Origin of the sequence: Sporichthya sp. (genome assembly GCF_013815995.1) — a bacterium.
Classification (GTDB): Bacteria; Actinomycetota; Actinomycetes; order Sporichthyales; family Sporichthyaceae; genus Sporichthya.
Genome location: NZ_JACDFE010000159.1, coordinates 1 through 11,042 on the forward strand (window position 1 = coordinate 1; position 11,042 = coordinate 11,042).

The following is an 11,042-nucleotide window of genomic DNA, read 5'->3' on the forward strand; positions in this document are numbered from 1 at the left end:
CCGATGGATGGCCCGCTCGGCCCGCACCGGTCGTTGGTCTTGACCACGCTGGAGCTGTCCGAGATCCGCAAGGTCCGCGCGGCGCTGGGGCTCTCGGTCAACGACGTCGCCGTCGCGGTGACCGCGGGCGCGCTGCGGCTCTGGCTGGGCGAGGCCGGTGCGTTGCCGGTCGAGCCGTTGCTGGCCGCGGTGCCGATGTCGCTGCGCGCCGACGGTGCGGAGGCGGGCAACGTGTTCACGCTTCTGGTCGCCGCGCTGCCCACCGATGTCGCCGACCCGGTGGAACGGGCCAAGGCCACCGCGGCGAACATCGCCGCCGCCCGCGCCGCCCACGGCTCGCTACCGGCGACCACGATGACCGACCTGACCGCGCTGGCCATCCCGCTGCTGGCCGGGCCCGGCGTCGGACTGTCTGCGCGCCTCGGTCTGCTGTCCCGGCTGCGGCCGTTCAACCTGATGCTGTCCACCGTGCCCGGACCACGGGTGCCGCTGGCCTGTGCGGGCGTGCCGATCACGGCCTACCACCCGCTCTCGCAGGTGACGGAGCGCCTCAACGTCACGATGTTCGGCTATGAGGGCCGCCTGCACGTCGGGGTGCTGGCCGACGCCGACCTCGGGCTGGAGGTAAAGCGTCTCGCGGCGCTGCTGCAGTCTGAGCTTGCCGCGTTGGTCGCGGCGGTCTAGTTCTCGAGCAGATTCGCGCGGAGGGTGTCCGCCTCGGCCTCCAGGCCGTGCTCGGCGAGGTAGCCCGCGACACCGCCCCAGCGCCCGTCGACCGCCTCCAGGAACGCGGCCATGCACTCCGGCGGGGTGGCCAGGAACGAGCGGCGGTGGCCCTCGGTCGGAGGGACCAGGTGGGGGACGTGTTCCGCGAAGTACGCCATCAGCCGCTCCATCCCGGGGGCGCTGATCGAGTAGTCGTGAATGATCTGCTCGCGCTCGACATCGAGGCAGGCGAGGACCAGAGCGGAGACGACGCCGGTGCGGTCCCGGCCGGACGCGCAGTGGACGGCGAGCGGTTCGGTCGACAGCTCGGCCAGGCCCCGCCAGAGCGCGCGGGCGATCTCCGGCTCGTCCATGTAGCGCTGGTACTCGGTCGCGCAGAACTCTGGCTCGATGTACCGGGGGTAGTTCTCGACCGGCGGCGCGAAGTTCATCACCGAGCACCGGACCTGACGGACCTTCAGTTCGTCCCAGGCCGCCGAGCCGCGTTGGGTCACCTCGTCGTCGGTGCGCAGGTCGACCACGCCGCGGACGCCCAGGGCGCGGAGGACGTCGACGTCGGCCGGCGTGGCCGCGGTCGGGTCGTCCATCCGGAAGAACCGGCCGCGGCGCACTGTCCGGCCGTCGACGGTGGTCAGCCCACCGAGGTCGCGGACGTTGAACAGTCGCTCGAAGGTCAGGCCCCGCTCGACGTTCATGCCGCCACTCCTGCCAGTCGTGCGATGTCGGTCGTGATCGCGGGCCACAGGGCCTGGGGCAGATCGTGGCCCATCCCGCCGTGCAGAACCAGGCGCGAGCTGCTCACAAAGCCCGTCCGGCCAGAACTGGCGCTGCACCGCGAAGCCCATGACCAGCAACAACGGCTCGCCGGTGCCGGGCCCGAACCGCTCCCCAGGCCAGCCCCACGGAGCCGTTGGTGGCGCGGAAAGTGGCGGACGGCATTCCCGGCTCCCTTGCCCTCGCACCGAAAGTACTCTAGTAATCTATCATCCAGTAGACGACGAAATTGTCGCTGCCAGAGCCCTCGATCGGAGCTCCCCGTGGCCGTCCAGATCCCTGCCGTGGACTATTTGGTCCTCGGCGACCAACCGCACCTGCAAGCCTGGCGGTGCGTCGCCTGCTCGGCGGCCTACTTCGACCGCCGCAACGCCTGCGCGCGCTGCTTCGCGACCTCCTTCTCCCGCTCGCCGCTGGCGACCGAGGGCGTCATCACGGCCTTCACCCGGGTTGAGCGGGGCGCCAAGCAGCCGTTCACCTCGGTGGTGGTCGACCTCGGTGAGGGCGTCACCGTCAAGGCCAACCTCCGCGGGATGGACGACCCGGCACAGATCAAGCCGGAGACCAAGGTGCGGCTGTACACGTTCGTGGCCGGGGTCGACGACGAAGGGACCGAGGCCGTGGCCTTTGCCTTCGAACCAGTTGGGCACAGCGAGGTGGTGGGGGCATGAGTAACAACGTGTGGGTCATCGGGACGTCCATGACGCGGTTCGGCCGCTTCCCCGAGAAGGACCTGATGGACCTCGCGGTCGAGGCGACCACCGGCGCGCTCAAGGACGCCGACCTCGACCTCGCCGCGGTCAACATCCTGGCGATGGGCAACCTCTACGAGGCGACCAGCCACAACGGCCAGCGCCTGCAGCAGGCCATGGGCCAGACCGGCATCCCCGTCTACAACGTGGTCAACGCCTGCGCGACCGGCGCCACCGCGATCCGGGTCGCGGTGATGTCCATCCTGGCCGGCGAATCCGACATCGGCCTCGCGGTCGGCGTCGAGCAGATGGGCAAGATGGGCATGCTCGGCGGTGGCAAGAAGCGGGACGAGAAGAAGATCTTCGCGCCCAAGGGCCGCCGCGGCGGCGTGGTCAAGGCCGAGGGCCTGTTCGGCACCAACCTGATGCCGGGCGTCTTCGCGCAGGCCGGCACCGAGTACGCCCTCACGCACGGGGTGACGCAGACTCAGTTCGCCCGGGTCGCGCACAAGAACCACCTGCACTCGACGCTCAACCCGCTGGCGCAGTACCAGAAGGAGTTCAGCATGGAGGAGATCCTCGGAGCCGAGGTCATCTCCTGGCCGAACACCCTGCCCATGTGCTGCCCGACCGGTGACGGGGCCGCGGCGGTCCTCCTCTGCTCGGACGCCAAGCTGGCCACCCTCGACCCGGACGTGCGCCGGCGCGCAGTCAAGGTGTCGGCGTCGGTGCTCACCTCCGACCCCTACGTCGACGGCGGCCAGGTCCAGGCCGACATCAACACCCTGACCCGCAACGCCGCCGACCAGGCCTACGCCAAGGCCGGCATCGGCCCGGAGGACCTGTCCCTGGTCGAACTGCACGACTGCTTCGCCACCGCCGAGCTGCTGCATTACGACAACCTGCGGCTCTGCGAGCCCGGTGCCGCCGGGCAGTTCATCGACTCCGGCGCCCCGTACCGCGACGGGCGCATTCCGGTGAACGTCTCCGGCGGTCTGCTCTCCAAGGGACACCCGCTCGGCGCGACCGGGGTCGCGAACGTCTTCGAGATCGTCACGCACCTGCGCGGCGAAGCCGGGGCCCGCCAGATCGAGGGCGCCAAGGTCGGCCTGGCGCACGTCATCGGCCTCGCCTCGGCCTGCGGCGTGCACATCCTTGAGAAGCGCGCGTCCTAATGGTCTGTCTACACAATGAACTGACGGCGTGCGCCCAGGCGCACATCCGCCGCATTTCACAGGCAGACCACTAACGGATGACCCTCATGGCCGGTGCCGTGCCCGGAACGCTCGCGGAGGTCCGCGAGCAGTTCGGGGTGTGGCTGCACGAGAACACCGAGCGGCTGCAGGAACTCTGCGCGCCGGGCAAGGACGTCACCGCGACGTTCACTGCCCAGGGCGAGCTGCAGCGGCTGCTGTTCGAGTCCGGCTGGATCCGCCTCGGCTGGCCCGAGGAGGTCGGCGGCCTCGGCGGGGAGATGATCCTTCGCGCCGTGGTGGTCGAGGAACTGTGCGCCGCCGGCTACCCGCCGCCGTTTTCCTTCGGCACGCAGGAGGTGCTCGGTCCGGCGGTGGCGCGCTACGCGCCGCGCGAGCTGGCACTGGAACTGATGCCCCGGCTGCTGCGCGGCGAGGAGTACTGGTGCCAGGGCTTCTCCGAGCCCGGCGCCGGATCTGACCTGGCGTCACTGCAGTGCCGGATGGTCGCCGACGGCGACGACTGGGTGCTGAGCGGCGAGAAGGTCTGGACCAGCTGGGCCCAGGTCGCCGACCGGTGCGTGCTGCTGGCCCGCACCGGCGCGAAGGACTCCGGCTTCCGCGGTATCACCGCCGTCATGCTCGACATGGACACCCCAGGCATCGACCTGCGGCCGCTGACCTCCATGAACGGCGACGCCGAGTTCTGCTCGCTCTACCTCGACGACGTCCGCGTGCCGCGCTCGCGCACCCTCGGTGAGGTCGACGGCGGCTGGGCGATCGCGATGACGATCCTCGCCTCCGAGCGCGGCGCCGCCGCGTGGCAGCGCCAGACCTGGATGCGCTGCCGGCTGCAGGACCTGTTGCGCCAGGCCCCCGGCCTGCCCGCATCGGTCGCCGGCGAGGCCTTCGAGTTGATCCACTCGCTGCGGCTGCTGTCCCGGCGCACGGTGCACGCGCTCTCTCGCGGCGAGGACATCGGCGCGACGCCCTCGTTCGACAAGCTGCTGATGTCGACCGCCGAGAAGTTCCTGTTCGCCACCGCGCTGGAGTACCTCGGCCCGACGCTGCTCCTCGAAAGTGGCCCGGACGCCGATGCCTGGCGCAACGACTACCTGTACTCGCGGGCCTCCTCCATCTACGGCGGGGCCGCGGAGATCCAGCGCGACATCATCGCCGGCCGCATCCTGCGCCTGCCCCGAGAACGATGAAGGCGGAGCGGTGATGGAGCGTTCCGAGCTGGCCCTGATGCGCGAGGCCCTGTCCGACCTGGTGCTCGCCCATCCGGGCGATCTGCGCGCCGCCCTCGGCCAGTTCGGCTGGGCTGAGCTGATGGCCGAGGACCCCGCGGTCGCGGTCGACCTGCTCTTCCGGTTGCAGGGCGAGCACCTGACCGCCGAGTCGCTGCTCGACGAGGTGCTGCTCGACGCCATTCCTGGCGCAACCGCCGTGGCGGTGGCCTTCCCGGTGCCGCCGCGCACCGAACCCGGCAGCACCTACGGCCACGGCCAGGTCCGGGTGCAGGGCCTGCTCACCCGGCCGCTGCAGCCGTCCGACGTCGTGCTGATCCCGTGCGCGGCGGTCGACGGCCTGCGCCTGGTCGAGGTCGCGATCGGTGAGCTGACCCAGACCCCGGCCGACGTGCTCGACTCCCGGCGTCCGTGGACCCGGCTCTCCGGCATCGTCAACGCGACCGCTTCGACCCCGGTCGGGGACGTGAACAGCTGGCCGGCGCTGCTCGCCTCCGGCCGGCGCGCTCTCGCCGCTGAGCTGCTCGGCATCGGCGACAAAATGCTCACCCTCGCCGTCGAGCACACCACGACCCGCGAGCAGTTCGGCCAGAAGCTGTCCTCGTTCCAGGTGGTCCGGCACAAGCTGGCCGACGTCCGGGTCTGGGGTGAGGTCGCCGACCTGGCGGCTGCCGCGGCCTGGGAGGACACTGCGCACGATCCAACAACGGGTTCCGGGGAGAATGCGATGCTCGCCGCGGCGCTCGCGAAGTCCGCCGCGGTCCGCTACGTCGCCACCGCGCGCGAGCACGTGCAGCAGCTGTTGGGCGGCATGGGCTTCAGCTGGGAGCATGAGTTCCACTGGTACCTGCGCCGCGCGCTGGTGCTGGAGGCCCTGCTCGGCGGCGCGACGACACTGCGGACCGAGATCGGCGCCTCGATCGTCGAGTCCGGGCGGCTGCCCGACCTCGCCGCACTCTGAGCTCTTCTGACCGGGAAACTGAGCGGGAAAGGCAAACCATGAGCCCGACGGCGCTGAGCGTCGAGGTGGTGGACGGTGTCGGTGAACTCCGGCTGACCCGTCCCGAGCTGCTCAACCGTTTCGATGAGGTGCTGCTCGGCGAGCTCGGCCCGGCGCTGCAATCGTTGGGCGACGACCCCGCCGTGCGCGCCGTGGTGTGGACCTCGGCGGGCAAGCACTTCTCCGCCGGTGGCGACACCGACGAGATCCTCGCCTCGCACTCCGACCCCGCCCACCTGGACGCCGGGATCGCGCGCGGCAAGGAGCTGTACCGGACCTTCGCCGGGTTCGCCAAACCGCTGGTGGTCGCCCTGCACGGGCACACCTTCGGTGTCGCGACCTCGCTGGTCCTGCTCGCGGATGCGATCGTCACCACCCCGACGGCACGGCTGTCCGACCCGCACGTGCACATGGCGCTCGTGGCCGGCGACGGCGGCGCGATCAGCTGGCCGGTGAACCTGCCGCTGATCAAGGCCAAGCGCCACCTGCTCTGGGGCGAGCCGCTCACCGGCCAGGAGGCCTTCGAGCTCGGCCTGGTCTCCGATCTCGTGGACTCGCCGGACAAGGTCCGCGACGTCGCCTTCGACCTGGCCGCCCGCGTGGCCGCCCTGCCCCCGATCGCGGTGCAGCTGACCAAGGCGACGCTGAACGCCGGCCTCGCCGCCCGCGTCGACGAACTGCTCGACGTCGGCTTCGCCAACGAGGCGATCTCCAACCGCTCCGCCGACGTCCTGGAAGCCGTGACCGCCTTCAAGGAAGGACGCCCCGGCACGTGGACCGGCAAATGACCCCCTCGCAACGGATGTCATCCGCAGCGGAGTCGCAACGGATGTCATCCCTTGGGGCTCTGTGGGGGACCGAGTTCGGGCCGGCCACGGTCAACGGGCATCCGGGGCTGGCGTTCGAGCCGCGGCCGACCGAGTTCGACCACCTGCTGGCCGGCGCGGACCGGTGGGCGGACCGGGAGTTCCTGGTCCAGGCCGACCGGCGGATCACCCACGGCGAGTTCCACGCGGCCATCCCGGCCGCCGCGGGACTGCTGGAGCGGGCCGGGGTCCGGCCCGGCGATCGGGTGCTGCTGCTGTCCTACAACTCCCCAGAGTTCGTGCTCGCGCTCTGGGGCCTGTGGTGGCTCGGCGCGGTGCCGGTGTTCGGCAACCGGTGGTGGAGCGAGACCGAACTGGAACACGCGCTCGGGCTCACGAAGCCGGTGCTCGCGCTGACCGACCGCGCGGACTGGGCTCCGTCAGGAGTGACGGTGCGTCAGCTCGGCGACCTGAGCCCGGTGTTCGGAACCAGCGAGGACCGGCCCTGCGCGCGGGCCGACGACGAGGACGCCCCCGCGCTGATCCTGTTCACCTCCGGCAGCGCCGGGGTGCCCAAGGCCGTGGTGCTGTCCCGCCGCTCGGTGATCGCCAACCAGCACAACACGATGGCACGCACCCGGCGGCTGCCTCAGGACCTCGACCCGTCCCGCCCGCAGGCCGTGGCCATGGTGTGCACCCCGCTGTTCCACGTCGGCGGCATCGGCAACATCGTGCTCGCGCTGCTCACCGGGACCAAGCTGGTGTTCAACGCCGGCAAGTTCGACCCCGGGCAGGTCCTCGAGCTGATCGAGGCCGAGGGCGTCCAGAGCTTCGCCGGCGTCCCGACCATGGCCTCCCGGTTGATCGAGCACCCGGACTTCACCAGGCGTGACGTGAGTTCGCTGCGCGCGCTGCCGTTCGGCGGCGCCCCGGTGCCGCCGGCGCTGCTGGAGCGCCTCGTCGAGCGGCTGCCCCAACTCAAGCGCGGAGGACTGGGCAACACCTGGGGGATGACCGAGTCCGGCGGCTTCATGGCCTCGGCCGGTGCCGCCGACCTGGCCGAGCGTCCGGGCACGGTCGGGCCGGCCGCCTCGTGCGCCGAGATCCGGATCGCCGACCCCGGCCCGGACGGTGTCGGCGAGGTGGTGGTGCGCGCTCCGACGATGATGCTCGGCTACCTCGGCGCCGACGGCACCCTGGAAGGGGTCGACGCCGAGGGCTGGCTGCGCACCGGCGACCTCGGCCGCCTGGACGCCGACGGTTACCTCTACCTGACCGGACGGGCCAAGGACATCGTGATCCGCGGCGGGGAGAACATCGCCTGCGCACATGTCGAGTCCACGATGCTGACTCACCCTCAGATCGTGGAGGCCGCCGTGTTCGGGATTCCGCACGACGACCTCGGCGAGGAGCTGGCGGCCGTCGGGGTGCACACCGGCCCGGCCCCCACCCAGGACGAGCTGCGGGAGTTCCTGCGCGCGCGGCTGGCCTACTTCGAGGTCCCGACCGCGTGGGCGATCACCACCGAGCCGCTGCCGACCCTGGCGGGCGAGAAGATCGACAAGAAGACCCTCAAGTCCACCTTCGTCCGGAGCGAGTAAATGCAGCTGACCCCGGCCGACGAGTACTTCACCCACCAGACCTCGCTGCCGCACGCGATGGTCGCGAGCAGCGACCCCAGCTGGCGGGAGCGGTACTGGATCAGCGTCCAGGACGTCGCCGGCGGCGACACCGTGCTGAGCATCGGGCTCGGCAAGTACCCGAACACCGACGTGATGGAGGCCTTCGTCGCGCTCTCCCACGCCGGCACCCAGCGCAACCTGCGGCTCTCCCGCACGCTGTTGCCGCGCTCGACCGAGATGAGCGTCGGGCCGCTCCGCGTCGAGGTCGTGGAGCCGCTGCGCCACCTCAAGCTGCGCTGCGACGACGCCGAGACCGGTATCGCGTTCGACATCGACTGGAGAGCCCGCACCGAGCCGCTGCTGGAAGGCCGCTTCTTCCAGATCAGCCGGGCGCGGGTCACCTACGACGCGATCCGCTACGTCCAGCACGGCCGCGCGTCGGGGACGCTGAAGGCGCCCGGGCTGGACGCGACCCTGACCGAGGACACCTGGTGGGGCGAGCGCGACCACTCCTGGGGGACGCGGCCGCTGCCGCGGGCACCCGGCATGCCGCCGGGGGAGCGGCCGGAGTGGCGGATGCTGCTGTTCGCCCCGTTGCAGCTGCCCGACTTCGGACTGCACCTCTACCTGCAGGAGGCGCCCGGCGGCCGCGCGGTGCACCTCAGTGCCGGGCTGACCCCGCTGCTCGGGAAGGACCCGGAGCCCGAGGCGATCGTCGCCGTCGACCACGACCTGGAGTGGGTGGCCGGCGCCCCGGCCCCGGCTTTGTCCGGCGGCACCATCGTCCTGCACCTGTCCGACGGGCGCGCGCTGGAGTTCGGGCTGCGCACCCTGCCCGGCCGGGCGCACCTGCGCGGCGGCGGCTACGAGGGCTGGAACGGGTGGTTCCAGGGCCAGTGGCGCGGCGACGAAACGGCCGAGTCCGACGTCTGGGACCTGACCGACGCCGCCCAGATCTACCGGTACGCGAAGGCCGGCAGCGATCACCTGGTCGAGGTCACGCACAACGGTCAGACCGGCTATGGCATCGTCGAGTACATGGTGCTCCCCGGTTACCACCGCTACCCAGAAGCTCTCCCGCCGCGGCGGGAGTCATGAACGAGAACGAGCTCTTCGAGGACGAGGACATCTTCGAGTCCACCCCCGGCACCGAGGGCGGTCTGCGCGGGCAGATCCTGGACTTCATGCGCGACCAGCTCAACGACGAAGCCGGTCCCCAGCTCGAATCCGACGTGGTCCCGATCGCCGGTGGCAGTTCTCAGCAGCACTTCGCGTTCACCGCGAGCTGGTTCAACGGCACCAAGCGGGTCAAGCGTCAGCTGATCCTGCGTCAGGAGCCGGCCTCCGGGATCGTTGAGGCGAACATGGCGCTGGAGAGCGTCGTGCTCAGCGCCATGCGCGGCGGCCAGATCCCGATCCCGATGTTGCAGTGGTCCGACCTGACCCCGAGCTATTTCGACACCCGCACGCTGGTGTTCGAGCGCAGCCGCGGTGAAGCGGACCGCGCCGTGCTGCGCGACAAGGATCCGTTCAAGCTCGGCGCCGAAGGCCGGGTCGATCTGGCCCGGTCGATGGCCGGCCTGCTCGCCGAGCTGCACGCGATGGACCCGGCCGAGGCCAGCCTCGACCTCGTCATGCCCTACCCGGACGACGCCGTGATGTCCGAGGTCAACAAGTGGGACTACGCCGTCGACCGGGAGAGCCTCGACCCCGACCAGCGCCTGAAGCCCGCGCGGGACTGGCTGCAGATCAATCTGCAGCAGGCGCCCGGGTACCTGTGCCTGGTGCACGGTGACTTCCGGCCGGCCAACATCCTCGTCGACGACGGCCGGATCAGCGCGCTGCTGGACTGGGAGATGGCCCACCTCGGCGACCCCGCGGAGGACGTCGGCTGGTACACCTGCTCGATCTACCGCACCGAGCACTTCCCGGCCGGCTGGAGCGTCGAGGACTTCCTCGCCCGCTACGTCGACATGGGCGGCCCGGAGCTTGAGCCGGAGCGGGTGAAGTTCTGGCAGGTGTTCGCCGTCTTCAAGCTCACCGTCATCGCGCTGCGCGCGATCCGCAAGCTCGAATCCGGTCTCACCGGCCCCCGCCCACCGGTAGACCGCCTCATCGACCAGCTCAACGCCGACATCGCGTAGCCGTCAGCGATAGCGGTCGCTATAGCGACCGCTCCCGCTGGCGTAAGGGGTCGCTCAGTCGCCGGCGGCGGCGCGGAGGCGCGCGAGCACCTCGACCAGCTCGGCCCGGTCAGCGGTCGAGGTGCCGGCCAGGCCGTACTCGAACTCGCCCAACGCGGCGGAGGCCTTGCGGACCAGTTCGCGACCGGCGTCGGAGATGGTGACCAGGGTCGCGCGGCGGTCCGAGGGGTGCGGGCCGCGGGAGAGCAGGCTGCGCGCCTCGAGGCGGTCGGTGGCCAGGGTCGCGGTGGTGGCGTGCACGAGCAGGCCGCGGGCCAGCCGGGAGACCGGGCGGGTACCGGTCTCGGACAGCTCCAGCGTCATCAGCAGCATGTAGTCGGTCAGGTTGAGGCCGTGCTTCTTGAGCTCGTCCTCGATGGCCACCGTCATCAGGCGGTGGAAGCGCAGCACGGAGCTCATCGCGATGAAGGCGTCCTCGCCGGTGCCGAGGTTCTGCTTGCGCCAGTAGTGGCGGGCCCAGTCGACCGGGTCGGAGTGGGTGTGCGCGGCGCCGGCCGGCTCGGTGGCGGGCTGCGCACTCATGGGCCGCAGCTTATCGCGTACTGAAATGTCTATGGCATAATAGTTTACGACTAGAGTATTTACTGGCGGAGTTTGAGGGAGCACGACCATGGGACACCTCGACGGACGCGTCGCGATCGTCACCGGAGCCGGCCGTGGGATCGGCCGTGAGCATGCGCTGCTGCTCGCCGCCGAAGGCGCGAAGGTGGTCGTCAACGACCTCGGCGGCGGCCACGACGGCACCGGTGCAGCAGCCGGCCCGGCGGAAGAGGTC

The 11,042-nt window shown here is 70.8% G+C and carries 12 protein-coding genes; 10 read left to right on the forward strand and 2 right to left on the reverse strand.

The features are described from left to right. A partial coding sequence (locus H0X00_RS16605) for a WS/DGAT domain-containing protein (protein WP_293772965.1) occupies nucleotides 1-684 on the forward strand: 684 nt, incomplete at its 5' end. Here the strand turns inward: H0X00_RS16605 and H0X00_RS16610 are convergent. Then, nucleotides 681-1,421, reverse strand: a complete 741-nt coding sequence (locus H0X00_RS16610; RefSeq protein ID WP_293772966.1) for a tyrosine-protein phosphatase — start codon at nucleotides 1,419-1,421, stop codon at nucleotides 681-683. The two genes, H0X00_RS16605 and H0X00_RS16610, sit on opposite strands and share 4 nt — an antisense overlap. Nucleotides 1,422-1,763: 342 nt before the next feature. Here H0X00_RS16610 and H0X00_RS16615 point away from each other — a divergent pair, with 342 nt between their 5' ends. The 8 genes from H0X00_RS16615 (at nucleotide 1,764) to H0X00_RS16650 (ending at nucleotide 10,207) form a co-directional block, all read left to right on the forward strand. After that, entirely contained in the window at nucleotides 1,764-2,171 is a 408-nt protein-coding gene (locus tag H0X00_RS16615) for an OB-fold domain-containing protein (protein ID WP_293772967.1), read from the forward strand. Then, nucleotides 2,168-3,367: a thiolase family protein gene (locus tag H0X00_RS16620; RefSeq protein WP_293772968.1), complete on the forward strand. Its 1,200-nt coding sequence runs from the start codon at nucleotides 2,168-2,170 to the stop codon at nucleotides 3,365-3,367. Before H0X00_RS16615 ends, H0X00_RS16620 begins: the two co-directional genes overlap by 4 nt. 77 nt (nucleotides 3,368-3,444) lie before the next feature. Further along, on the forward strand, nucleotides 3,445-4,596 hold the full coding sequence (locus H0X00_RS16625; RefSeq protein ID WP_293772969.1) for an acyl-CoA dehydrogenase family protein: 1,152 nt from the start codon (nucleotides 3,445-3,447) through the stop codon (nucleotides 4,594-4,596). 13 nt (nucleotides 4,597-4,609) lie between these two features. Continuing rightward, entirely contained in the window at nucleotides 4,610-5,596 is a 987-nt protein-coding gene (locus tag H0X00_RS16630; protein WP_293772972.1) for an acyl-CoA dehydrogenase family protein, read from the forward strand. A 38-nt stretch (nucleotides 5,597-5,634) separates the two neighbouring features. Beyond that, nucleotides 5,635-6,423 carry an enoyl-CoA hydratase/isomerase family protein gene (locus H0X00_RS16635; RefSeq protein ID WP_293772975.1) on the forward strand — a complete coding sequence of 263 codons (789 nt, stop codon included), beginning with the start codon at nucleotides 5,635-5,637 and terminating at the stop codon, nucleotides 6,421-6,423. Nucleotides 6,424-6,464: 41 nt separating this feature from the next. Next, nucleotides 6,465-8,042, forward strand: a complete 1,578-nt coding sequence (locus H0X00_RS16640) for a class I adenylate-forming enzyme family protein (protein WP_293772977.1) — start codon at nucleotides 6,465-6,467, stop codon at nucleotides 8,040-8,042. After that, nucleotides 8,043-9,161, forward strand: a complete 1,119-nt coding sequence (locus H0X00_RS16645) for a hypothetical protein (protein WP_293772979.1) — start codon at nucleotides 8,043-8,045, stop codon at nucleotides 9,159-9,161. It begins immediately after the preceding gene. After that, entirely contained in the window at nucleotides 9,158-10,207 is a 1,050-nt protein-coding gene (locus H0X00_RS16650; RefSeq protein WP_293772981.1) for a phosphotransferase family protein, read from the forward strand. The genes H0X00_RS16645 and H0X00_RS16650 overlap by 4 nt, the downstream gene beginning before the upstream one ends. A gap of 54 nt (nucleotides 10,208-10,261) precedes the next feature. On the opposite strand, the gene H0X00_RS16655 is transcribed toward H0X00_RS16650, so the two are convergent. Beyond that, nucleotides 10,262-10,789 carry a MarR family transcriptional regulator gene (locus tag H0X00_RS16655; protein WP_293772983.1) on the reverse strand — a complete coding sequence of 176 codons (528 nt, stop codon included), beginning with the start codon at nucleotides 10,787-10,789 and terminating at the stop codon, nucleotides 10,262-10,264. Nucleotides 10,790-10,877: 88 nt separating this feature from the next. On the opposite strand from H0X00_RS16655, the gene H0X00_RS16660 reads away from it, so the two are divergent. Continuing rightward, nucleotides 10,878-11,042, forward strand: a 165-nt coding sequence (locus tag H0X00_RS16660; RefSeq protein ID WP_293772985.1) for an SDR family NAD(P)-dependent oxidoreductase, incomplete at its 3' end; no start/stop codon positions are given.

Excerpts from the sequence above, each read along its gene's own strand:
- H0X00_RS16645 (WP_293772979.1), top strand. The coding sequence starts at position 8,043 with ATGCAGCTGACCCCGGCCGACGAGTACTTCACCCACCAGACCTCGCTG.
- H0X00_RS16625 (WP_293772969.1), top strand. The coding sequence starts at position 3,445 with ATGACCCTCATGGCCGGTGCCGTGCCCGGAACGCTCGCGGAGGTCCGC.
- H0X00_RS16620 (WP_293772968.1), top strand. The coding sequence starts at position 2,168 with ATGAGTAACAACGTGTGGGTCATCGGGACGTCCATGACGCGGTTCGGC.
- H0X00_RS16650 (WP_293772981.1), top strand. The coding sequence starts at position 9,158 with ATGAACGAGAACGAGCTCTTCGAGGACGAGGACATCTTCGAGTCCACC.
- H0X00_RS16655 (WP_293772983.1), bottom strand. The coding sequence starts at position 10,789 with ATGAGTGCGCAGCCCGCCACCGAGCCGGCCGGCGCCGCGCACACCCAC.
- H0X00_RS16640 (WP_293772977.1), top strand. The coding sequence starts at position 6,465 with ATGTCATCCCTTGGGGCTCTGTGGGGGACCGAGTTCGGGCCGGCCACG.
- H0X00_RS16610 (WP_293772966.1), bottom strand. The coding sequence starts at position 1,421 with ATGAACGTCGAGCGGGGCCTGACCTTCGAGCGACTGTTCAACGTCCGC.
- H0X00_RS16635 (WP_293772975.1), top strand. The coding sequence starts at position 5,635 with ATGAGCCCGACGGCGCTGAGCGTCGAGGTGGTGGACGGTGTCGGTGAA.
- H0X00_RS16630 (WP_293772972.1), top strand. The coding sequence starts at position 4,610 with ATGGAGCGTTCCGAGCTGGCCCTGATGCGCGAGGCCCTGTCCGACCTG.